Below are 21,165 nucleotides of genomic sequence, written 5' to 3' on the forward strand. Positions count from 1 at the left end.
CTCAGCCGTCTACCTCGACCCGCGCAAAACGCGCACGCCACTGCCCGTCCACCTCCACCTGCGCGACGAACATCTCGAACGGACGCACCCACAGCCCGATCTCCGAATCCAGCGGCCGGTACAGCACCATCGGCGCCAGCGTTTCGCTGTGGCGGACAACGCCGATCACTTCGTAGTTGCCGCCTTTGAAATGGCGGTAATGGCCGAGCGGCAGGGCGGGCAGCGGGGTGAGATCGGTCATGGTCTGGCAGCGAGGCAGGCGGGCTGGCCATTATCGCCCGGGCTGCCGATGGCGTCGCGGGGTCTCAGCCGGCATCCGGCAACGGACCGGCGCGGCAGGCACTGACCAGCTGCAGCACCGCGTCAGGGTGCATGGGCCGCGCGAGGTGATAGCCCTGTGCTTCGTCGCAGCCCCACAGCCGCAACAGCGAGAGCTCGGCTTCGTTCTCCACGCCTTCGGCTACCGTGCGATACCCGAGCTGCCGCGCGAGCTTGATGATGGCCTCCACCTTGAGCCGCGCGGTGCGCGAGCGCGCCAGCCCGGTGACCAGCGTCTGGTCGATCTTGATGTGGCTGATCGGCACCTCGCTGAGGTAACCGAAATTGCTGTAGCCGCTGCCGAAGTCGTCAATCGCGATGCGCACGCCGGCAGCCGCCATGTCGCGCAACTGCGGCAACGCCGCAGGATGATGGTTGAGCCATTGGCCTTCGGTGATTTCGATTTCGATCACGCCGGGGGCGAGACCGTACGCGTGCAGTCGCTCCGACAGGACGCTCCATACGCATTGATCATCGAAGTCGCGTGGCGAAAGATTGATGGAGAGGCTGAAGCCGGGCACGCGCTCCTGCCATTGCGCGGCCTGGGCCAGGGCGTGATCGATGACCCAGCGGCTGATCGCCGGCATCAGCGCGGTGCGCTCGAGCACCGGGATGAATTCGCCGGGGCTGACCGGACCCAGCATCGGGTGGGTCCAGCGCAGCAGTGCCTCGGCCGATACCGGCAGCCCGTCGAGCAGATCGAAGCGTGGTTGGTACACCAGGCTGAACTGGTGCTGGGCCAGCCCGCGCCCGGCGTCGGAGGCCAAGCGGTAACGCCGGCGAAGGGCATCGTCGCGTTCCTGCGAGTACCAGCACAGGCAGGCATCGGTCTGGATCGCGTGGTGCATGGCGACCAGGCATTTGCGGACCAGATCCGCGGTCTGGCCCGGGACGGGGCGGAAGTCGCATACACCGGCGTGGAACTGCGGCGACATCGGAATGCGGCCGGCCATCAGCGGCCGGCGCATACGGATGCGCAGGCGCTCAAGCAGTGCCTCGGTCTGGTGGTGCGAGTGGTCCGGCAGCAGGAAGGCGAAGCGGGTCACGCCCACGTGATAGACCTGTGCGATATCGCGCAGCACGTCCTGCACCCGCAGCGCCGCTTGGCGCAGCAAGGTTTCCACCGGCTTCATGCCCAGCGCCTGGCCGGCCTCGTTGGCACTTTGCAGATCGAATACATCCAGCAGCACTGCGGTGAATGCATGCGACTGGCCACGGCGGGACAGGGCATTGAGGTCGGCCTGGAACTGCTGCCGGTTGGGCAGGCCGCTGATCTGCTCGCGCCGGCCCAGCGACATCTTCAGCTCCATCTGCGCGACCACCACCCGTGACAGCGTCTGCAGCTGCAGCTGTTCTTCGGCCGACAACTGACGGGGCTCACGGCCCATGATGCACAGCGTGCCGAGTGCGATGCCGGCCTTGGTGATCAGCGGGGCACCAGCGTAGAAGCGCAGCTGCTGCGGGCCGGTCACCAGGGCATTGTCGGCAAAACGCGCATCCAGGCGCAGGTCCGTCACCTGCAGCACGGCGCTGGCGCCCAACGCCCATGCGCAGATCGATGCGTGCCGTTCGTTGCGGGTGAGCGTCAGCCCGACGCGCGAGATGATGTGCTGGTGCTCGGCATCGAAGATGGACACCAGCGCAATTGGAACGCCGAAGGTAAACGCCGCCAGTTCGGTGATCGGGTCCAGCGCAGTACCCAACGCAGGGTCCATCACGTTGAGCGCTTCGATCAACGCCATCCGATCTACATCATCACTTCTGTCCAGCATCTACCGCACCCTGTTCCGACTACACCACTACTATCCCCAGTGGAATGCAGAACCGATGTGAAGCAGGAGCGGCGCGGATGAAGCGTTCACGCTGGCGGCAGTGCGCTCGCTCAGCAGGGCGCGACCGGTGACTGCAGCAACGTCACCAGCTGGCGCAGACGATACGGTTTGGGCAGGAATTCGACATGTTCGGGCAGCGGCGGCAGCTGCGAGCGGGCGTAACCGGAGGCCAGGATGATGCGCGCATTGGGTAGCACATCGGCCACATGCTCGCTCAACTCAACCCCACTCATGCCGTTGGGCATGCTGATATCGCTGAACACCACATCGAAACCGCCCGGGTCCTGCATCAGCCGCAGCGCGGCCGGGCCGTCGTCGGCGGTGTGGATTTCAATGCCGAAGTCCTGCAGCGCCTGGCCGATCAGTTCACGCAGGTCCTGCTGGTCTTCGACCATCAATACGCGTAGGGGCTCAGACATGCTCGACTTCCTCAATGACAGGTAACAACAGACGGACGGTGGTCCCGCGTCCGGGGGCGGTTTGTACGTCGACGAAGCCGTCGCACTGGGAAACGAAGCCGAACACCTGGCTCAGCCCCAGTCCGCTGCCTTTGCCGATTTCCTTGGTGGTGAAGAACGGCTCGCTGGCGCGCTCGGCGACGTCCGGGGGCATGCCATTGCCCTGATCGGTCACCGCGATGGCGACATAGTGGCGGCGCATGGGCTGGGACAGATCCGGCGCCAGCCGCTGTTCGACCTCGGCCGTGATCGTGACCGTGCCGCCTTGGGGCATCGCTTCGCCACTATTGAGCACCAGATTCAACACGGCGCTGTGCAACTGTACGCCATCGGTGACGATCGGGGGCAGATCCGAGGTCAGATCCAGCTGCACCTCGATGCCCGCCGGGCAGGCGCGGCGCAGTACGGGCAGGGCATCGAGCAGGAAATCCTGTACCAGGACCGGCTCGCGCACCAGCGTCTGATCAGCGGAGAACGCCAGTAGTTGGCGGGTCAGCAGCGAGCCGCGGTCGGCGGCGGCATGGGCCAGGTCCACCAGCGCCTGGGTGCGCCCGTCGGCGCCGGGGCGCAGGGCGATCAGGTCCAGGGCGTTGCCGATGGTGGTCAGCAGGTTGTTGAATTCATGGGCCAGGCCGCGGGTCAGCCGGCCGACATTGTCCAGTTGGCGCTGCTGCACGTGCGCGCGCTGCGCATCCTGCAGCAGGCGCTGGGCCTGGTAGCGTTCGGTGACATCCTGGGTGACCTTGACGAAACCGAGCAGGCAGCCGTCTTCGCGGACAGGCTCGATCACCTCGCCGGCGCGGAACCGCTCGCCATTGCAGCGCACCCGCCACCCTTCACCGACGAAGCGGCCATGGTCCCGGGCGTGCGCCAGCGCCTGCTCCGGGACGCCCAGCTGCTGGTCTTCGGGGGTATAGAACAGGCTGACGTGCTTGCCGATGACGGCCTCGGCGGCATAGCCCTTGACCCGTTCGCAGCCACGGTTCCAGCTGCAGATACTGCCCTGCGTATCGAGCAGATAGATCGCGTGATCGCTCACGTTGTCGATCAACAGCTTCAGCTGCCGGCTTTCGTCGGCGAGCGGTGCAACGCTGGATACGGCCTGGACCACGACGGTTATCGACTCCCCCGATAAGGGACCGAACCGTAGGGGCGACGATGTGAAGAAAGTGTCAAGAACGTGCGGCAAACACGCTGACTTCCGGCGCTTAACACCCGTTTACCGCTTCGGGTACCATCAGGCCCCTTTTAAGCTGGAACACGGCATGAATTCTGCGCCTACCTCCCGTGACCGTTGGATCTGGCTTGCGTCGGCCGCCTTGATGGCCGCCACGCTGGGCACGGAGATGGTGGTGCCGCTGGGCTACGCGGTCTGGTTGACCTACTTCATGGCGGTCGGCATCACGCTGTTCCAGCGCCGGATGGAAGTACCTCTGCTGGTGGCGATCGGGTCCTGCATCCTGCTTGCGGTGGGCTACAACGTGGCGCCGTCCAGCAGCAACTCGGCGTTCTCCTTCGTCAACCGCAGCATCGGCGGCGTTGCTTTCCTGATGATGGCGCTGACCGTGATGAAGGCCATCGGTGCGCGCCGTGAAGCGGCCGATGCGCTGTGGCTGCAGGCCGGCGAAAACGTGGTGGGTACCAGCCTGCAGGGTGATCCCACCCCGCGTGAACTGGCCGATGCGGCCATGCGCGCGCTGTGCGCGCAGCTCAATGCGGATGTGGGGGCCATGTATCGCCTGCAGGGCGAGCGGCTGGTGCTGGTCGGTGGTGCGGCGCTGCCTTCGCAGCTGCCGGAGACGCTGCCCGCCCATACCGGGCAGTGGGGCGAGATCATCCGGGAGGGCCGCGCGCGTCGGCTGGAGGACAGCGACAGCCCGCTGGATATCGATACCCCCCTGGGCCGCACTACCGTGCACCAGCGCCTGCTCGGGCCGATCACCGCCGATGGCGTGGTGATCGGCGTGATCGAGCTGGGCCGGGCCGGCGTCTCGCCTGCGCGTGGCCTGGAGATGGCGCTGCTGCTGCAGTGCGCCGAGCCGATCGGCATCGCGCTGCGCGCGGCGCTGCTCAATGCGCAGCTGGTGGAACTGCTGGAGGAAACCCAGCGCCAGAGCGAAGAGCTGCAGACGCAGCAGGAAGAGCTGCGCGTGGCCAACGAGGAACTGGAAGAGCAGAGCCGCAGCCTGCTGCATTCCCAGGCCAACCTGGAGCAGCAGCAGGCCGAGCTGGAACAGACCAATGTGCAGCTCGAAGAGCGCACCCACGAGCTGGAGTCGCGCCAGCAGGCGCTGCTGCTGGCCCAGGCGCAGCTGGTCCAGAACAGCGCCGAACTGGAGGCCAGTTCGCGCTACAAATCCGAATTCCTGGCCAACATGTCCCACGAGCTGCGCACGCCGCTCAACAGCTCGCTGATCCTGGCCAAGCTGCTGGCCGACAACAAGGACGGCACGCTGACCGCCGAACAGGTCAAGTACGCCCAGGCGATCCATTCCTCCAACAACGACCTGCTGGCGCTGATCAACGACATTCTGGACCTGTCGCGGATCGAGGCTGGCCATGTCGAGCTGGTCGAAGAAAACCTCGCGGTTTCCAGCGTCCTGCAGCGCCTGAAGGAAACCTTCGAGCCGATGGCGGTGCAGAAGGGGTTGAGCCTGGAGATCAGCGCCGCGCCGGACGCGCCGGCCCAACTGCTGGCCGACAGCCAACGCCTGCAGCAGATCCTGAAGAATCTGCTGGCCAATGCGGTCAAGTTCACCGAACACGGCGGCGTGTCGTTGAAGGTGCGCAGTGCCGGGGCAGGACGGATCCAGTTCGCCGTGTCCGATACCGGCATCGGCATTCCCGAAGAACAGACCGCGGTCATCTTTGAAGCTTTCCGCCAGGCCGATGGCAGCACCCGCCGCCGTTACGGTGGCACCGGGCTGGGGCTGTCGATCTCGCGCGATCTGGCGGCACGCATGGGCGGCAGCATCACCGTCTCCAGCGAGCCGGGCCGGGGCAGCTGCTTCACGCTGGAGCTGCCGCTGCTGGCCGGTGGTGGTACCGGCAGCCCTCACAACGTCGTGCACGACGTACGTCCCGCCGCCGTGGCAGCACCGGCCGTGCCTGCCGCTGCTTCGCTGGGCCGTGCCCACGCCGAATCCACCCCTGCACCCGCGCCCGCGGCCAGGGTGATGGATGACCGGGGCCGCCGCAGCCGCGCGGGCCGGATGATCCTGGTGGTGGAGGACGATACGGCGTTCGCCAGCGCGCTGGTCTCGATGGCGCACGAACTGGACTTTGATTGCGTGGTCGCCGGCACTGCCGAGGAAGCGCTGAGTCTGGCTGCCGAGTTGCGCCCCAATGGCATCCTGCTCGATATCGGCCTGCCCGATGTCTCCGGGCTGAGCGTGCTGGAGCGCCTCAAGCGCGACCCGGCCACGCGTCACATCCCGGTGCACGTGGTGTCCGGGCTGGAGCGTTCGCAGGTGGCGATGGAGCTGGGCGCGATCGGCTATGTGATCAAGCCGGCCACGCGCGAGCGCCTGCTCGGCGCGATCCAGCAGCTGGAGGCCACCAGCCAGCGCGACATGCGCCGCCTGCTGATCGTCGAGGACGACAGCGAGCTGCGCTCCAATCTGCAGTTGCTGCTCGGCCGCGACCAGCTCGAGATCACTGGGGTAGGCACCATCACCGAGGCGATGGCCGAACTGGCCGGCTCCACCTTCGATTGCATGGTCACCGACCTGGCGCTGCCCGACGGCACCGGCTATGACCTGCTCGAGCGCATGGCCGGCAATGATGCCGTCGCGTTCCCGCCGGTGATCGTCTATACCGGCCGCGCGCTGACCCGCGATGAAGAGCAGCGCCTGCGCCGCTATTCCAAGAGCATCATCATCAAGGGCGCGCGTTCGCCCGAGCGCCTGCTCGATGAGGTGACCCTGTTCCTGCACAGTGTCGAGGCCTCCCTGCCGACCGACCAGCAGCGCCTGCTGCGCGAGGCCCGCCGCCGCGATGCGGTGCTCGATGGCCGCACCGTGCTGCTGGCCGAGGACGATGTGCGCAACATCTTCGCGCTGTCCAGCGTGCTCGAGCCGCTGGGCGTGACCCTGGATATCGCCCGCAACGGCCGCGAGGCGCTGGAGAAGCTGCGCCCCGAGATCGACCTGGTGCTGATGGACATCATGATGCCGGAGATGGACGGGCTGACCGCCATGCGCGAGATCCGTGCCGACAACCGCTGGCGCGACCTGCCGATCATCGCGCTGACCGCCAAGGCGATGCCGGACGACCGCGAGCACTGCCTGCAGGCCGGTGCCAATGACTACATCGCCAAGCCGATCGACGTGGACAAGCTGGTCTCGCTGTGCCGGGTGTGGTGCTCGCGCCGATGAATGAAACGGAGCTGTTCGACCTGGAGTTGAAGCTGTTGCTGGAGGCGGTCTACCAGCGCTACCACTACGACTTCCGTGACTATGCGCTGGCATCGCTGCGGCGGCGCATGCGGCATGCCATGGCGCGCTTCGACTGCCCGACCATGGGGGCGCTGCAGCACCGGCTGCTGCACGAACCGGAGACCTTCGCCCAGGCGATGCAGTACTTCACCGTGCAGGTCTCGGAGATGTTCCGCGACCCGCCGTATTTCCGGATGCTGCGTGAGCACGCCGTGCCGGTGCTGCGCACCTATCCGTCGATCAAGCTGTGGATCGCCGGGTGCAGTACCGGCGAAGAGGTATGGTCGCTGGCGATCCTGCTGCATGAGGAAGGCCTGCTCGACCGCGCGATCATCTACGCCACCGACATCAATCCCGAAGCACTGCAGGCGGCCGAATCCGGGGCGTTCGCGCTGGACCGGCTGGCGCAGTTCAGCCGCAACTATCTGGCCGCCGGCGGCACCGGGTCGCTCTCGGATTACTACAGCAGCGGCTACGGCAGCGTGGTGTTTGATCGCCGCCTGAAGCGCAACATCGTGTTCGCCGACCACAGCCTGGCCACCGATACCGTGTTCTCCGAAGTCCACCTGGTGTCCTGCCGCAACGTGCTGATCTATTTCCAGCGGCCCCTGCAGGACCGCGCCATCGGCCTGTTCCACGAGGCGCTGGTCCATCGCGGCTTCCTGGGGCTGGGCAGCAAGGAATCGCTGCAGTTCGGCGCGCACGCCGATCTGTTCGAAGCCTGCGCGCGCGACCAGCGCCTGTATCGGAAGCTGGCCTGATGAGCGGCGCGTCGCAACGCAGCCGGTTCGATCTGGTGGTCATCGGCGCGTCGGCCGGGGGGGTCAGTGCGCTGCAGGCGCTGCTGTCATCGCTGCCGACGACACTGGCGCTGCCCGTGCTGGTGGTGCTGCATCTGCCACGTGATCGACCGAGCCGCATTGCCGGCCTGCTCGACGCCGGCTGCCCGCTGCCGGTGCGCGAGGCCGAGGACAAGCAGCCCCTGCAGCCGGGCACCGTCACCTTCGCGCCGCCGGATTACCATCTGCTGGTCGAGGACCGTGCCACGCTGGCGCTGTCGGTGGACCCGCCGGTGCTGTTCTCGCGTCCGGCCATCGATCCGCTGTTTGAAAGCGCCGCCGATGTGTTCGGTGATGGCGTGCTGGCGATCCTGCTGACCGGCGCCAGCGCCGATGGCAGTGATGGCGTCGCCGCTGTCCGCCAGGCCGGCGGCGAAGCCTGGATCCAATGCCCTGAGGAGGCGTATTCCTCGATGATGCCCGCATCCGCCCTGGCGCACGCCGGTGCCGATGCGGTGCTCCCGCTCACCTCCATCTGCACGCGTATGAAAGGTCTTACCCGATGAACCTGATCGAACCCGCCGGGTCGACTGCCACCACCGATTGCGTGAAGCTGCTGATTGTCGATGACATTCCGCAGAACCTGGTCGCGATGGAGGCGCTGCTGCGCCGCCCCGGCCTGGAGATCCTGTGCGCGTTGTCCGGTGCCGAAGCGCTCGAGCTGCTGCTGGAGCATGAAGTCGCGCTCGCGCTGCTGGATGTGCACATGCCGGAAATCGACGGGTTTTCGTTGGCCGAGCTGATGCGTGGCTCGCAGCGCAGCCGCGATGTACCCATCATCTTCCTGACCGCCTCACCGAACGACCCCGTGCGGGCCTTCAAGGGCTACGAATCCGGCGCCGTGGATTTCCTGCACAAGCCGATCGAGCCGCAGGTGATCATGAGCAAGGTCAATGTGTTCATCGAGCTTTACCAGCAGAAGCAGCTGCTGAAGACGCGCAACGAGGCGCTGGAGCATGCGCTCAAGCTCAATGAGACGATGATGGCTGTGTTGACGCACGATCTGCGCACGCCGCTGGCATCGATCCTGCTGTGCGCCGATAAGCTGTCGCTGGATCTGCCCGACGATGGCGCGGTGCAGCGCACGCTTGGCCACCTTGAGAACAGTGCGCAGCGGATGGCGCGGATGGTGGATCAGTTGCTGGATTTCTCGAAGATCCGCACCGGTGGCCTGCGCCTGCACAGCACCGAATGCGATCTGGCGGACGTGGCCGCCTCGGTGGTGGCCGAGATCGGGCGTGCGCATCCGCAGGCGACGATCGAGCTGCAGGTCCAGGGCGATGCCCACCTGCAGGGCGATCCGGATCGCCTGGCGCAGCTGCTGTCCAACCTGATCGGCAACGCCGTGCTGCACGGTGGCGATGCGCCGGTGGTGGTGCGCCTGGAAGGCGAGCGCAGCGCGCCGCTGCGGTTGCAGGTGCGCAATGCCGGGCAGATTCCCGAGGCGTTGCTGCCGCGGTTGTTCGAACCGTTCAAGGCCAGTTTCCACGATAGCCGCGGGCTGGGGCTGGGCCTGTTCATCGCCAGCGAGTTCGCGCGTGCGCATGGCGGCACGCTGGTGGCGCAGAATCACGATGGCACGGTGCTGTTTGAGACTACGCTTCAGCGTCGACCACGCTGATGCCGATAGAACCATCCCGGCATTGTGCCGGGATGGTCGTGGTGCTTACAGCGGCTCGCAGCACAGATACAGGCCATGGCCGCCGTAGGTGCAGCCGGGCTGATCTTCGCAGCCTGCCAGGGGCTTGGGCTGGCTTGAGGTCGCCAGCGCCTGGCTCGATGCGAAGGCCAGTGCGCAGATCATCGTGACGGCGCTCAGGGACGACAACAACAGCTTCTTCGACTTCATGGTCTATCTTTCCCTTTGTGGATGATGTTGACGGTCGAACGTGCTCGCACGGAAGAGGGCGTTACACCGGCTGGCAGCAGCGGATTTCGCTATGCCCGCCATAGGTGCAGCCGGGCTTGTAGGGACAGCCCTCCAGCTGTTTGGGTTGGCTGGAGGTTGCCACCGCCTGGCTCGAAGCAAACGCCAGGGCACAGACAACAGCGATACCGCCAAAGACCGAGACGAGTTTCTTGGACTTCATGGTGTTTCTCCTGTTGTGGATCATGCGGATGCAGCGGGTGGTGCGCGATGCGGTTTACCGGGCAGGCGGATCCGTCAGCGGGGAGGGGAAGGAAAACCGACGAACTGTCGATCCGCCCCATAAGCCGGCGCGGACAGACCTTGGGTACGCCGCCGGGGAGCGGCGTCAGGGGGAATCAGCCTGCCGGAGCGGGCACCGCACTGCGCGCAGCGTTCACCACGAAGGCGCCGGTGATGGCATTGACCGCGCTGTCCTTGAGTTGGCCGACGTGGCGATAGATCACTTTGCCGTCCTGGATCACCACCACCATCGGCACCATGGTTGCGGTGTAGCGTTGCCGGATCCGGTCATCGGTATCGTTCACCACCGGAAACGCGAAGCCATGCTGGCGTGCGTAGTCCGCAGCGGTTTCATGCGGCGGCAGGCTGACGCCGATCATCTCGAAGGCACGGTGGCCGTTGTTCCGTCCGGCGGCGTCCAGCGCCTGGATCTGCGGCACGGAGGCCAGGCAGAACTTGCAGGCAGGAGAGAAGAAATACAGGACCTGGCGGCCGCTGGCCGGGCCGGCGAGGGTGACCGCCTGCCCGTCCAGTGCCGTGGTGCCGAGTGCTTCAGGCTGGGCGCCTTCCGGAAGGCCGTGAGCGGCCTTGGAGATCTGTTCGACCTTGCTCACCAGCAGCGCCTGCTGCTGGCGGAGCTGCCGGTTCTGCACGGCCAGCGCGGTCATCAGCGCGGCCAACACGATGATCAGAGCGAGGCTGCCGTACTTCCGTAGCGCGGATGCGTCCATGCTGCTCCTTGGCCTTCGGCCGGGTCCATGGCTGAGTAGGTGGGGTATATATCCGGCACCAAAAATCATTTGTCAAACGAAAGATCCTGTGAATGAGGCGTCGGTTTGATTCTGGTCTCTATCTGTTGCCAGCCGGGGCGCTCCGACCACGCGTGGCCCACCCGGATCAGTCGCAAACCCCCGTGAGGTAAACTGTCCGGGTGCCGCAGCCCTTCGCCACCGGCCTATTGCTGGAGCCACCATGCCGTCCCCGACCCGTAAAGCCACCTCGCCCCTGATCGACGCCCAGGTGCATGTCGAGGGCTTTGTGCAGGTGCGTGAAGCGCGCCGGTCCGAGCTGGTCGAGGATTACGTGGAGCTGATCGCGGACCTGATCGCCGATGGCCGCGAAGCCCGCCAGGTGGATATCGCCACCCGGCTCGGGGTTGCACAGCCCACGGTGGCCAAGGCGCTCAAGCGGCTGGTCAAGGAGGGTTGGGCGATCCAGCGGCCGTATCGCGGCGTGTTCCTGACCCCGGCCGGCGAGCAGCTGGCGGTGGAGATGCGCGCCCGCCACCAGATGGTGGAGCAGTTCCTGCTGGCGCTGGGCGTGGACGCCGATTCGGCGCGCCGCGACGCGGAAGGGATCGAGCACCACGTCAGCGAGGCCACCCTGGCCGCCTTCGAGGCCTTCGTGCGCAAGGCCAACGGCCATGGTTGAGCGCCTCGCCCCGCCACCACCACTGGGCGTGCCGGTGCACGACCAGGATGAGCATTGGATGCGCCACGCGCTGGGCCTGGCGGAGCGTGCCGAGCGTGAATTCAATGAGATTCCGGTCGGCGCGGTGCTGGTCGGTGCCGATGGCACCGTGCTCGGCGAAGGCTGGAACCTCAACATCGCCGACCATGATCCCAGCGCGCATGCCGAGATCGTGGCGATGCGGCAGGCGGGCAGGGCGATCACCAACCACCGGCTGATCGGCAGCACGCTGTACGTGACGCTGGAGCCGTGTGCGATGTGTGCCATGGCCATCGTGCACGCACGCGTGGCGCGGCTGGTGTATGCGGCCACAGACCCCAAGACCGGTGCCTGCGGCAGCGTGTTCGATCTGATCGGCGACGCGCGCCACAACCACCGCGTGGAGATCCATGGTGGCGTGCTCGCCAAGGACGCCAGCACCCGGCTGACCAACTACTTCCGCGCCAAGCGCGGCAAGCCGCCACTGCTGCTGGAATAAGGTCCCCGCAGCGACAGGGTCGTGACGGGTTGGCGGTATCATGGGCGCCTTATCCATTCCCGGTCGCGGCGCAAGCGGTGGCCCAGCACAAGGCGAACACATGGCGGACAACGGCGCAGAAGGCGAGCGACTGATCTGGATCGATCTGGAAATGACCGGTCTGGACACCGACAACGATGCGATCATCGAGATCGCCACCGTGGTGACCGATGCGCAGTTGAAGGTGCTGGCCGAAGGCCCGGAATTCGCGATCCATCATCCGGTCGAGCGGCTGGAAGCGATGGACGAGTGGAACCGCAACCAGCATCGTCGTTCCGGCCTGTGGCAGCGCGTGGTCGAGAGCACCATCACGCCCGGGCAGGCCGAAGCGCAGACGATCGCCTTCCTGCAGCAGTGGATCAAGGCGGGCGCCTCGCCGATGTGCGGCAACTCGATCTGCCAGGACCGTCGCTTCCTGCACCGTGAAATGCCGCGTCTGGAAAAGTACTTCCATTACCGGAATCTGGACGTTTCCACGATCAAGGAACTGGCCAGGCGCTGGGCCCCGGGCGTGGCCGCCGGCGTCGGCAAGACCGCCAGCCATACCGCGCTGAGCGACGTGCATGATTCCATCGAAGAGCTGCGCCATTACCGTCAATTCATGGGCGCGCTGTCGGGCCTGCCGGCCTGACCCGAACGCCGGGCGTCGCCCGGCAACGCGGCCTGTGCGCAGGCGTTCAGCCACCGGCAGGCGAGGCAACGAGCGGTATACATCGGCGGCGCTATGATCGCGGCCATGAACGCCATGACCTCGCCACAACCGCCGCCGTTGGAGTCCTCGATCCTGCCCACCTCGCAGGACTGGCGCGACCTGCAGCGTGCGGTGGACCTGCTGGAATCGCCCACGCTGACCGCCAAGATGGCCAATCTGATCGGTTCGCCGCTGGAGTTCGCGGTCAAACGCCTGCCCGATTCGGTGTCCCGCCGCATCCATGGCGCGGTCGAAGCGGCGCTGTTCAAATCGGCCCAGGCGGCGTTGTGGACGATGGACAACACGCCGGGCAAAGCGGCTTCCACCCGCTGGCACAAGCTGGCCGCGGCCACCTCCGGTGCGGTCGGCGGCGCGTTCGGTTTCACCACGCTGTTCATCGAGCTGCCGGTGTCCACCACGATCATGATGCGCTCGGTGGCTGACGTGGCCCGCAGCGAAGGCTTCGACCTGCGCGAGATGAGCACCCGGCATGCCTGCCTGGAAGTGTTTGCGCTGGGCGGCAACTCCGGCAAGGACGATGCCAGCGAGACCGGCTACTACATCACGCGTGGCTTCACTGCCGAGGTGATGCGCCACCTGTCGGCCGAGTTGGCCGGCCGCGCGGTCGGCGGCAGCCCGGTGATGATCGGGCTGACCCCGAAGGAAGCCGGCAAGTGGCTGGCCAAGCTCGTGGAGAAGGTCGCCGCGCGTTTCGGTGTGGTGGTCACCGAGAAGTTCGCCGCGCAGGCGGTGCCGATTGTCGGGGCGGTGGCCGGCGCGACGCTCAACACCATGTTCACCGACTACTACCAGGACGTGGCGCGCGGCCATTTCATCGTGCGCCGCCTGGAGCGGACCTACGGGTACGAGACCGTGCGGGCGGCCTACTCGATGCTGGCGGCCGAGCGTACCTGATCGATCGTTGCATCGGCGGCACAACTGTTTTGCCGTCGCAGGTCTGTTGAGCGGGCAGCCCTGTCCCCATCCTTGTCGGCATCCCCGCTGCGGCGGCGCTCCCGATCAAGGATTTCCCATGCTGTTCTCCCCCTATACCCGCGGCACCCTGACGCTGCCCAACCGTATCGTGATGCCGCCGATGACCCGCTCACGGGCCGGCGAGGGCAATGTCGCGACACCGTTGATGGCCGAGTACTACGCCCAGCGGGCCTCGGCCGGCCTGATCGTCAGCGAAGGCACCCAGATCAGCCAGCAGGGCCAGGGCTACGCCTGGACGCCGGGCATCCACGACGAGGCCCAGATTGCCGGCTGGCGCGGCGTCACCGATGCTGTGCACGCTGCCGGTGGCCGCATCGTCGCCCAGCTCTGGCACGTCGGTCGCGTCTCGCATGTGGCCCTGCAGCCGGGTGGCGCCGCCCCGGTGTCCTCGTCGGCGCTGCTGGCCGAGGGCGTCAAGGTGTTCGTCGATCCCGAGGGCCGTGGCCCATTGAGCGGCGTCGGTGAGATGGTGCAGCACTCGATGCCGCGGGCACTGGCCATCGACGAGATCGCCGGGATCGTGGGTGACTACGCGGCGGCCGCGCGCAACGCGATCGCGGCAGGATTCGATGGTATTGAGCTGCACGGTGCGAATGGCTATCTGATCAACCAGTTCATCGATTCCCAGGCCAACCAGCGCACCGATGCCTACGGTGGCTCGCTGCAGAACCGCCTGCGCTTCCTGCGCGAGGTGGCCGAAGCGGTGGCCGAGGAAATCGGTGCCGAGCGCGTCGGCGTGCGTCTGGCGCCGCTGACCACGCTGCAGGGCGCGGTGGACGACACGCCGCAGGCGACCTACCTGGCCGCCGCGCACCTGCTCGATCAGATCGGCGTGGGCTATCTGCATATCGCCGAAGCCGACTGGGAAGATGCCCCGGTGATGCCGGCCGCCTTCAAGGAAGCGCTGCGCATGATCTACCGTGGCACGCTGATCTACGCGGGCAAGTACACCGTGGAGCGCGCTGAGGAGGCGCTGGCGAAGGGCTGGGCCGACCTGATCGCCTTCGGCCGGCCGTTCATCGCCAACCCGGACCTGCCGGATCGGCTGCAGCAGGGCCTGCCGTTGAACCCGTCGGACAAAGCGACGTTCTTCGGGGGCGGGGCGGAAGGGTTCACCGACTACGCAGTGGCCGAGACCGCCGAGGCCTGAACGCGCACCGCGTAGAGCCGACCGTTGGTCGGCTACTCTCCTCTCCGACGCCATGCATACGTGATCCGCCGTGCGATGCGCGGCAGCCGACCAACGGTCGGCTCTACCAGCCGACTAGCAGTCGGCTCTACCGGTGCTTAGGCCCCGATCCATGGTGGGTAGAGCTGACCGTTGGTCAGCTGCTCTCCCATCCGACGCCATGCATACGTGATCTGCCGTGCGATGCGCGGCAGCCGACCAACGGTCGGCTCTACCAGCCGACTAACGGTCGGCTCTACCGGTGCTTAGGCCCCCGATCCATGGTGGGTAGAGCTGACCGTTGGTCAGCTGCTCTCCCATCCGACGCCATGCATACGTGATCCGCCGTGCGATGCGCGGCAGCCGACCAACGGTCGGCTCTACCAGCCGACCAACGGTCGGCTCTACCCGGGCGGATGGTCTTCGGTGGGCCATCTGCACCACGAGAAGGGATACTCACCGATCGCTTCCGCCAGGCCGGCACGGACCGGGTTGGCGAGGATGTAGGTGGCTTGGCGTCGCAGGTCTTCGTCCTTGCGCAGTGCGTGGTCGTAATAGCCGGGTTGCCAGACAGGCCCGCTGCGGCCCAACTGCCGATTGATGAGCAGGCTGCTGCGTGATTTGAAGCGCTGCATGCATGTGCCCAGTGCGCCCTGCCGGAGCTGCATCAACCAGTGGACGTGATCTGGCATGACCACCCACGCAAGGTTGCAGACCCGATGCTCGTCTTCCATGGCATGCAGCACCTGCATGACGTGCCCGGCCAGGTCGGGCTGGTGGAAGTGGGGTACACGCGCATGCGTGATGGTCGTCAGCGCGTACACGATGCCGATGCACGAGTGGCGACCGTAATGAAGGCGTGGGCTGGGCATGCCTGCAGGGTGCCCGTCGCTGTGCAGGGCAGCCATCAGGCGATGTGCCGTTGGGGTGTGGGGGATGGGCGGGCGCAGCCGACCAACGGCGCAGCCGACCAACGGTCGGCTCTACCGATGCTGCACAAAACAACACCCCGCTTGCGCGGGGTGTTGATTTTCATCGCGTTGCCGAGGGGATCAACCCTTGGCTTTGAGCTTGGCCAGACGCAGCCAGGTATCCACCACGGTGTCCGGATTCAGCGACACCGACTCGATCCCTTCCTGCATCAGCCATTCGGCCAGGTCCGGGTGATCGGACGGGCCCTGGCCGCAGATGCCGACGTACTTGCCCTTGGCGCGCGCCGACTTGATCGCCATCGACAGCAGCTTCTTCACCGCCGGGTTCCGCTCGTCGAACAGGTGCGCGACGATCGACGAATCGCGGTCCAGGCCCAGGGTCAGCTGGGTCAGGTCGTTGGAGCCGATCGAGAAGCCGTCGAAGATCTCCAGGAACTCATCGGCGAGCAGTGCGTTGGACGGCACTTCGCACATCATGATGATCTTCAGGCCATTCTCGCCCTGCTTGAGGCCATTCTGTTCGAGCACCTCGACGACCTTGCGGCCTTCTTCCAGGGTACGCACGAACGGGATCATGACCCACAGGTTGTCCAGGCCCATCTCGTTGCGCACGCGCAGCACGGCCTGGCATTCCAGGGCGAAGGCGGCCGAGAAACTCGGATCGACGTAACGGCTGGCGCCGCGGAAGCCGATCATCGGGTTCTCTTCGTGCGGTTCGTAGTTGCTGCCGCCGATCAGGTTGGCGTACTCGTTGGACTTGAAGTCCGACAGGCGCACGATCACCGGGTTCGGGGCAACCGACGCGGTCAGCGTGGCGATGCCTTCGGCCAGGCGACCGACGTAGAAGCTGACCGGATCAGCGTAACCGGCGATCTTCTCGTCGATCTTCTTCTTGGTCGCCGCGTCCTGGCGGTCGTACTCCAGCAGCGCGTTCGGGTGGATGCCGATGTGGCTGGCGATGATCATTTCCAGACGGGCCAGGCCGATGCCGGCGTTCGGCAGCTGGCCGAAATCGAAGGCACGTTCCGGGTTGGCCACGTTCATCATGATCTTCAGCGGCGCCGGCGGCATGTTGCCCAGGTCCGTGGTGGTGCGCTCGAACTCGAGGATGCCGTCGTAGATGAAGCCGGTGTCACCCTCGGCGCAGCTCACGGTGACCTGCTGGCCGTCCTGGATCAGCTGGGTGGCGTTGCCCGAGCCGACCACGGCCGGCACGCCCAGCTCACGGGCGATGATCGCCGCGTGGCAGGTACGGCCACCGCGGTTGGTCACGATGGCCGAGGCGCGCTTCATCACCGGCTCCCAATCGGGGTCGGTCATGTCGGCGATCAGCACGTCGCCGGGCTGCACGCGGGCCATGTCGTCCAGGGTGCGCACCACGCGGGCGGTACCGGCACCGATCTTGGCACCGACGGCGCGGCCTTCGGCCAGCACCTTGCCGTCCTTCTGGTTCAGTGCGAAACGTTCGATCTGGGTGGCATGGCCACGCGACTTCACGGTCTCCGGACGCGCCTGCACGATGAACAGCTTGCCGCTGACACCGTCCTTGGCCCACTCGATATCCATCGGGCGGCCGTAGTGCTTTTCGATGACCAGCGCCTGCTTGGACAGTTCCTGCACGTCCTCGTCGCTGATCGAGAAGGTGTTGCGCAGCTCGGCCGGGGTGTCTTCGATGCGCACGCGCTCACCGGGGACATCCGAATACACCATGCGGATCGCCTTGCTGCCGAGCGAGCGGCGCAGGATCGCCGGCTTGCCGGCGCTCAGGGTGGGCTTGTAGACGTAGAACTCGTCCGGGTTGACCGCACCCTGCACGACCATTTCGCCCAGGCCGAACGAGGAGGTGACGAACACCACGTCGCGGAAGCCGGACTCGGTGTCCAGGGTGAACAGCACGCCGGAGGACCCCACGCCCGAGCGCACCATCAGCTGCACGCCGGCGGACAGGAACACGTCCTCGTGCTTGAAGCCGTGGTGGACGCGGTAGGCGATCGCGCGGTCGTTGTAGAGCGAGGCGAACACTTCCTTGACCTTGAGCACGACATCGTCGGCGCCGGTCACGTTGAGGAAGGTCTCCTGCTGGCCGGCGAAGGAGGCATCGGGCAGATCCTCGGCAGTCGCCGAGGAGCGCACCGCGACCGCCACGTCGCCGCCGCCGTTTTCGCTGCACAGTTTGGCGTAGGCGGTGCGGATGTCCTGGTCCAGCGCCGGATGCAGCGGGGCATCGATCACCCAGCCGCGGATTTCCTTGCCGGCCACGGTCAGGGCACCGACATCTTCCACGTCCAGCGTGGCCAGCTTGTCGAAGATGCGCTTGGACAGGTCGTTGTGGGCGATGAAGTCCTTGAAGGCTTCAGAGGTGGTTGCGTAACCGCCGGGGACAGACACCCCCAGACCGGCAAGATTGCCGATCATTTCGCCAAGCGACGAATTCTTGCCGCCTACGCGGGCCAGATCGGCCAGGCGCAGTTCGTGCAACCACAGGATGTTCTCGTTCAAGCGCGATGCTCCGTTTGGCCATCGCCCGAGGCGGGCTGGATGGCCACGTCCGTAGGAAGAAGCCGATATGATGCCGGGCAGACCGCTGTCGGCACAAGCTTGTATCGACGGCCTTTTTAAGCTTCGGAGGGGGTAAAAGCCGTATGTCGACGATCCGTCCGGTGTTCTACGTGTCCGATGGAACCGGTATCACCGCTGAAACCATTGGGCATAGCCTCCTGACCCAGTTCTCCGGGTTCAGCTTCATCACCGACCGAATGTCGTTCATCGATGATCCGGAAAAAGCGCGGGAAGCCTGTGAAAGGATCCGTGCAGCGGGGGAGCGGTACCAGGTTCGGCCGATCGTGGTCAGTTCCTGCGTGGACAGCGGACTGAGCATCATCCTGGCCGAAAGCGGCGGGTTGATGCTGGACGTGTTCGCCCCCTTCATCGAGCCCCTGGAGCGCGAACTGGCGGTCAACCGCCACTCCCGGGTGGGCCAGGCGCACGGCATGGTGGACTTCGAGACCTACCACCGGCGCATCAACGCGATGAACTTCGCGCTGACCCACGATGACGGCATTGCCATCAACTACGACGACGCCGACGTGATCCTGGTGGCGGTGTCGCGGGCCGGCAAGACCCCCACCTGCATCTATCTGGCCCTGCATTACGGGGTCCGCGCGGCCAATTACCCGCTCACCGATGAAGACCTGGAGCAGGACCGCCTGCCGCCGCGCCTGCGCCCGTACCGCAAGAAGCTGTTTGGGCTGACCATCGACCCGGACCGCCTGCAGCAGATCCGCCAGGAGCGCCGCCCGAACTCGCGCTACGCCAATCTGGAGACCTGCCGCCGCGAGGTCGCCGCCGCCGAGACGATGTTCCGGATGGAGCGGATCCCGACGTTGAGCACCACCCACACCTCGATCGAGGAGATCTCCAGCAAGGTGCTGGGCACGCTGGGGCTGCAGCGCGAGATGTATTGACCGGTGTGAACCGGTGGTGGGCCGCCCCTTTGGCCGGGCGGCTGCCGCCCCCACGTTGGGAGATCAACGTGTAGGATCGACCCATGGCCCAGGCATCGCCCCGTATCGAACGCATTCCCCGGCTCAGCCGCCTGAGCTGGCTGATGGGCCTGTACGCCGAGAACTACCAGCACCTGGTGCGCCTGTTCGCACCGGCGGAGCTCGTCCCTGGCAGCTACGTCTCATCGATCGGTGATGGGCTGGATGTGCGGCTGGACGTGATCGAATGCCACCGCTATACGGTCGAGCTGCGCCTGACCTACGACTTCGCCGATCCGGTCACCGGGCAGCCGGATCCTTCGGCCTATGTGCGCCTGTACCGTGACGCCCGCCAGGCCGAGACGACGCATTGCTACGTCGGTCGCCGCTGGCAGGACGTGATGGGCATGTACCCGCCGCCGGCCCAGCTGATCAGCCACCGCATGCGGATGAACACCTTCCTCGGCAAATGGCTGGAATACCTGGCCGAGCGCGGCCACGGCGTGGCCACGCTGCGCCGCGATGGCGCGGTGGCGGCACCGGCCGACGCGCGCCGCACCAGCGTGGTGCCCTGAGCCGGCCCCGGACGGATCGCGCATAATCGGGGGTCTGTGTTCCCGAGCCTGTGCGAAATGCCCTATACCCCCATCGTGGCCACCCTGGGCTACGTGCTGTCCGCCGACGGCAAGCAAGTGCTGATGATCCACCGCAACGCCCGGCCCGGTGACCTGCACCTGGGCAAGTACAACGGCCTGGGCGGCAAGATGGAGCGCGATGAAGACGCCGCTGCCTGCATGCGCCGCGAGATCCGCGAAGAGGCCGGCATCGAGTGCGGCACCATGCGCCTGCGCGGCACGATCAGCTGGCCGGGCTTCGGCAAGAACGGCGAGGACTGGTTCGGCTTCGTGTTCGTCATCGATGACTTTACCGGCACGCCGCTGACCTCCAATCCGGAGGGCACGCTGGAGTGGGTGGACGTGGACAAGATCGACGGCCTTCCGCTATGGGAAGGCGACCGCAGCTTCCTGCCACTGGTCTTCGACGATGAGCCGCGCGCCTTTCATGGCGTGATGCCGTACCGCGATGGCGCCATGCAGTCCTGGAGTTACACCCGGCTGTAGTGCCGGCCAGCGCCGGTATTACCGGCGGGCCAGCAACAGGTGGAAGTGCTTGGTCACCTCGCGCCCATCGTTGCTGCGCCCGGTTTCGTGGTGGGCGCGCCAGCCTTGTACGGTCAACCCAGCGCTGCGCAGGGCCTGCTCGACCTCGGCCAGCTCATGCAGGTGGAACCCATGTGCTGTGAACGGCAGCGTGCGCATGAAAGCGGCATCGCCGAAGGCCAGGCAGAGCCGGCCGCCGGGGCGCAGCACGCGCGCCAACTCGGCGAACGGGAATTTCAGTTCGTCCCAGAAGTACAGCGTGTTCACTGCCAGCGCCGCATCGATGCAGGCCGACTCCAAGGGCAGGGCATGGGCATCGCCCAGGTGGACCTCGGCACGATCCAGCAGCCCATGCGTGGCCAGCACCGCAGTGCCGGCCGCGACCATCGCCGCTGAAACGTCAATGCCCACATAGCGGCTATCCGGTGTACGCAGCAGATCGGGTGCGAAGGCTGCATTGCCCGGGCCGATCTCCAGGACCTGTTCACCGGGGGTGACTGACAGCAGGGCGATGGCGGCCCGGTTGAGGTCGCCGTTGCTGCGGTTCATCGATTCGGCCACGACGAGCGCGTGCTCACCGTGCGGGTGGCGCAACTGGGCGGCCAGATGGTCGGGGGAAAGCACGCGCAAGACTCCTGTCGGTGGGCGGCAGGACCTGGCGGCGGCGGAGTCCATCCACCAGCTTAGCCCACTGATGGCACCGATGGGCGCACGTGT

Annotated in this window: 22 protein-coding genes; 12 read left to right on the plus strand and 10 right to left on the minus strand. The window is 66.3% G+C overall.

Features of this window, described 5'->3' with window-relative positions; all coding sequences use genetic code 11:
• Position 1 precedes the first annotated feature (1 nt).
• The 4 genes from ABE472_RS06980 to ABE472_RS06995 form a co-directional block, all read right to left on the minus strand.
• Positions 2 to 241, minus strand: coding sequence for a DUF1653 domain-containing protein (locus ABE472_RS06980; protein ID WP_313211129.1), 240 nt, complete (start codon positions 239 to 241; stop codon positions 2 to 4).
• Positions 242 to 305: 64 nt separating this feature from the next.
• The gene (locus ABE472_RS06985) at positions 306 to 2,090 is read right to left on the minus strand and encodes an EAL domain-containing protein (protein WP_346465949.1); all 1,785 of its coding nucleotides are present in this window, start codon (positions 2,088 to 2,090) and stop codon (positions 306 to 308) included.
• Between the two features lie 110 nt (positions 2,091 to 2,200).
• On the minus strand, positions 2,201 to 2,569 hold the full coding sequence (locus ABE472_RS06990) for a response regulator (protein ID WP_121037386.1): 369 nt from the start codon (positions 2,567 to 2,569) through the stop codon (positions 2,201 to 2,203).
• Positions 2,562 to 3,719 (minus strand): ATP-binding protein, encoded by a 1,158-nt coding sequence (locus tag ABE472_RS06995; RefSeq protein ID WP_346465950.1) that lies wholly within the window; start codon positions 3,717 to 3,719, stop codon positions 2,562 to 2,564. The genes ABE472_RS06990 and ABE472_RS06995 overlap by 8 nt, the downstream gene beginning before the upstream one ends.
• Positions 3,720 to 3,873: 154 nt before the next feature.
• On the opposite strand from ABE472_RS06995, the gene ABE472_RS07000 reads away from it, so the two are divergent.
• The 4 genes from ABE472_RS07000 to ABE472_RS07015 are packed head-to-tail and all read left to right on the plus strand — an operon-like array spanning position 3,874 to position 9,504.
• Positions 3,874 to 6,984, plus strand: coding sequence for a response regulator (locus ABE472_RS07000; protein ID WP_313211132.1), 3,111 nt, complete (start codon positions 3,874 to 3,876; stop codon positions 6,982 to 6,984).
• Positions 6,957 to 7,805, plus strand: coding sequence for a CheR family methyltransferase (locus ABE472_RS07005; RefSeq protein ID WP_346462618.1), 849 nt, complete (start codon positions 6,957 to 6,959; stop codon positions 7,803 to 7,805). Before ABE472_RS07000 ends, ABE472_RS07005 begins: the two co-directional genes overlap by 28 nt.
• Complete coding sequence (locus ABE472_RS07010) at positions 7,805 to 8,389, plus strand: chemotaxis protein CheB (RefSeq protein ID WP_282257514.1); 585 nt, start codon at positions 7,805 to 7,807, stop codon at positions 8,387 to 8,389. The genes ABE472_RS07005 and ABE472_RS07010 overlap by 1 nt, the downstream gene beginning before the upstream one ends.
• Positions 8,386 to 9,504, plus strand: a complete 1,119-nt coding sequence (locus ABE472_RS07015) for a hybrid sensor histidine kinase/response regulator (protein WP_313211133.1) — start codon at positions 8,386 to 8,388, stop codon at positions 9,502 to 9,504. Before ABE472_RS07010 ends, ABE472_RS07015 begins: the two co-directional genes overlap by 4 nt.
• 45 nt (positions 9,505 to 9,549) lie before the next feature.
• Here ABE472_RS07015 and ABE472_RS07020 read toward each other — a convergent pair whose 3' ends face one another.
• The 3 genes from ABE472_RS07020 to ABE472_RS07030 all read right to left on the minus strand — a co-directional run bounded on the left by ABE472_RS07020 (position 9,550) and on the right by ABE472_RS07030 (position 10,763).
• Entirely contained in the window at positions 9,550 to 9,732 is a 183-nt protein-coding gene (locus ABE472_RS07020) for a hypothetical protein (protein WP_313218681.1), read from the minus strand.
• 61 nt (positions 9,733 to 9,793) lie between these two features.
• On the minus strand, positions 9,794 to 9,973 hold the full coding sequence (locus ABE472_RS07025; protein WP_313211135.1) for a hypothetical protein: 180 nt from the start codon (positions 9,971 to 9,973) through the stop codon (positions 9,794 to 9,796).
• A 175-nt stretch (positions 9,974 to 10,148) separates the two neighbouring features.
• Positions 10,149 to 10,763: a TlpA disulfide reductase family protein gene (locus tag ABE472_RS07030; RefSeq protein WP_346462617.1), complete on the minus strand. Its 615-nt coding sequence runs from the start codon at positions 10,761 to 10,763 to the stop codon at positions 10,149 to 10,151.
• 241 nt (positions 10,764 to 11,004) lie between these two features.
• Between ABE472_RS07030 and mntR the strand changes: the two genes are divergently transcribed.
• From mntR to ABE472_RS07055, 5 genes are all read left to right on the plus strand, one after another.
• On the plus strand, positions 11,005 to 11,463 hold the full coding sequence (gene mntR, locus ABE472_RS07035; RefSeq protein ID WP_313211137.1) for a manganese-binding transcriptional regulator MntR: 459 nt from the start codon (positions 11,005 to 11,007) through the stop codon (positions 11,461 to 11,463).
• Positions 11,456 to 11,980, plus strand: a complete 525-nt coding sequence (gene tadA / locus ABE472_RS07040) for a tRNA adenosine(34) deaminase TadA (RefSeq protein WP_313211138.1) — start codon at positions 11,456 to 11,458, stop codon at positions 11,978 to 11,980. The genes mntR and tadA overlap by 8 nt, the downstream gene beginning before the upstream one ends.
• 100 nt (positions 11,981 to 12,080) lie before the next feature.
• Positions 12,081 to 12,650, plus strand: coding sequence for an oligoribonuclease (orn, locus tag ABE472_RS07045; protein ID WP_313211139.1), 570 nt, complete (start codon positions 12,081 to 12,083; stop codon positions 12,648 to 12,650).
• Between the two features lie 114 nt (positions 12,651 to 12,764).
• Positions 12,765 to 13,625 (plus strand): EcsC family protein, encoded by an 861-nt coding sequence (locus ABE472_RS07050; protein WP_345784559.1) that lies wholly within the window; start codon positions 12,765 to 12,767, stop codon positions 13,623 to 13,625.
• Positions 13,626 to 13,743: 118 nt separating this feature from the next.
• Complete coding sequence (locus ABE472_RS07055) at positions 13,744 to 14,856, plus strand: alkene reductase (RefSeq protein ID WP_313211141.1); 1,113 nt, start codon at positions 13,744 to 13,746, stop codon at positions 14,854 to 14,856.
• 422 nt (positions 14,857 to 15,278) lie between these two features.
• On the opposite strand, the gene ABE472_RS07060 is transcribed toward ABE472_RS07055, so the two are convergent.
• Together ABE472_RS07060 and ppsA are read right to left on the minus strand one after the other, a co-directional pair.
• Positions 15,279 to 15,746 carry a transposase gene (locus ABE472_RS07060; protein WP_346465951.1) on the minus strand — a complete coding sequence of 156 codons (468 nt, stop codon included), beginning with the start codon at positions 15,744 to 15,746 and terminating at the stop codon, positions 15,279 to 15,281.
• A gap of 180 nt (positions 15,747 to 15,926) precedes the next feature.
• Positions 15,927 to 18,305: a phosphoenolpyruvate synthase gene (gene ppsA, locus ABE472_RS07065; RefSeq protein ID WP_313211142.1), complete on the minus strand. Its 2,379-nt coding sequence runs from the start codon at positions 18,303 to 18,305 to the stop codon at positions 15,927 to 15,929.
• A gap of 143 nt (positions 18,306 to 18,448) precedes the next feature.
• Here ppsA and ABE472_RS07070 point away from each other — a divergent pair, with 143 nt between their 5' ends.
• The 3 genes from ABE472_RS07070 (at position 18,449) to ABE472_RS07080 (ending at position 20,409) form a co-directional block, all read left to right on the plus strand.
• Complete coding sequence (locus tag ABE472_RS07070; protein ID WP_019184148.1) at positions 18,449 to 19,270, plus strand: pyruvate, water dikinase regulatory protein; 822 nt, start codon at positions 18,449 to 18,451, stop codon at positions 19,268 to 19,270.
• A gap of 83 nt (positions 19,271 to 19,353) precedes the next feature.
• On the plus strand, positions 19,354 to 19,863 hold the full coding sequence (locus ABE472_RS07075; protein WP_313211143.1) for a DUF1249 domain-containing protein: 510 nt from the start codon (positions 19,354 to 19,356) through the stop codon (positions 19,861 to 19,863).
• A 57-nt stretch (positions 19,864 to 19,920) separates the two neighbouring features.
• Positions 19,921 to 20,409 carry an 8-oxo-dGTP diphosphatase gene (locus ABE472_RS07080; protein WP_313211144.1) on the plus strand — a complete coding sequence of 163 codons (489 nt, stop codon included), beginning with the start codon at positions 19,921 to 19,923 and terminating at the stop codon, positions 20,407 to 20,409.
• A gap of 18 nt (positions 20,410 to 20,427) precedes the next feature.
• On the opposite strand, the gene ABE472_RS07085 is transcribed toward ABE472_RS07080, so the two are convergent.
• Complete coding sequence (locus ABE472_RS07085) at positions 20,428 to 21,078, minus strand: methyltransferase domain-containing protein (protein WP_313211145.1); 651 nt, start codon at positions 21,076 to 21,078, stop codon at positions 20,428 to 20,430.
• Positions 21,079 to 21,165 lie beyond the last annotated feature (87 nt).

This window comes from Stenotrophomonas sp. TWI809, assembly GCF_039673205.1.
Lineage (GTDB): Bacteria > Pseudomonadota > Gammaproteobacteria > Xanthomonadales > Xanthomonadaceae > Stenotrophomonas.

Excerpts from the sequence above, each read along its gene's own strand:
- ABE472_RS06980 (WP_313211129.1), bottom strand. The coding sequence starts at position 241 with ATGACCGATCTCACCCCGCTGCCCGCCCTGCCGCTCGGCCATTACCGC.
- ABE472_RS06985 (WP_346465949.1), bottom strand. The coding sequence starts at position 2,090 with ATGCTGGACAGAAGTGATGATGTAGATCGGATGGCGTTGATCGAAGCG.
- ABE472_RS06990 (WP_121037386.1), bottom strand. The coding sequence starts at position 2,569 with ATGTCTGAGCCCCTACGCGTATTGATGGTCGAAGACCAGCAGGACCTG.
- ABE472_RS07000 (WP_313211132.1), top strand. The coding sequence starts at position 3,874 with ATGAATTCTGCGCCTACCTCCCGTGACCGTTGGATCTGGCTTGCGTCG.
- ABE472_RS07010 (WP_282257514.1), top strand. The coding sequence starts at position 7,805 with ATGAGCGGCGCGTCGCAACGCAGCCGGTTCGATCTGGTGGTCATCGGC.
- ABE472_RS07015 (WP_313211133.1), top strand. The coding sequence starts at position 8,386 with ATGAACCTGATCGAACCCGCCGGGTCGACTGCCACCACCGATTGCGTG.
- ABE472_RS07020 (WP_313218681.1), bottom strand. The coding sequence starts at position 9,732 with ATGAAGTCGAAGAAGCTGTTGTTGTCGTCCCTGAGCGCCGTCACGATG.
- ABE472_RS07025 (WP_313211135.1), bottom strand. The coding sequence starts at position 9,973 with ATGAAGTCCAAGAAACTCGTCTCGGTCTTTGGCGGTATCGCTGTTGTC.
- ABE472_RS07030 (WP_346462617.1), bottom strand. The coding sequence starts at position 10,763 with ATGGACGCATCCGCGCTACGGAAGTACGGCAGCCTCGCTCTGATCATC.
- mntR (WP_313211137.1), top strand. The coding sequence starts at position 11,005 with ATGCCGTCCCCGACCCGTAAAGCCACCTCGCCCCTGATCGACGCCCAG.
- tadA (WP_313211138.1), top strand. The coding sequence starts at position 11,456 with ATGGTTGAGCGCCTCGCCCCGCCACCACCACTGGGCGTGCCGGTGCAC.
- orn (WP_313211139.1), top strand. The coding sequence starts at position 12,081 with ATGGCGGACAACGGCGCAGAAGGCGAGCGACTGATCTGGATCGATCTG.
- ABE472_RS07050 (WP_345784559.1), top strand. The coding sequence starts at position 12,765 with ATGACCTCGCCACAACCGCCGCCGTTGGAGTCCTCGATCCTGCCCACC.
- ABE472_RS07055 (WP_313211141.1), top strand. The coding sequence starts at position 13,744 with ATGCTGTTCTCCCCCTATACCCGCGGCACCCTGACGCTGCCCAACCGT.
- ABE472_RS07060 (WP_346465951.1), bottom strand. The coding sequence starts at position 15,746 with ATGCCCAGCCCACGCCTTCATTACGGTCGCCACTCGTGCATCGGCATC.
- ABE472_RS07070 (WP_019184148.1), top strand. The coding sequence starts at position 18,449 with ATGTCGACGATCCGTCCGGTGTTCTACGTGTCCGATGGAACCGGTATC.
- ABE472_RS07075 (WP_313211143.1), top strand. The coding sequence starts at position 19,354 with ATGGCCCAGGCATCGCCCCGTATCGAACGCATTCCCCGGCTCAGCCGC.
- ABE472_RS07080 (WP_313211144.1), top strand. The coding sequence starts at position 19,921 with ATGCCCTATACCCCCATCGTGGCCACCCTGGGCTACGTGCTGTCCGCC.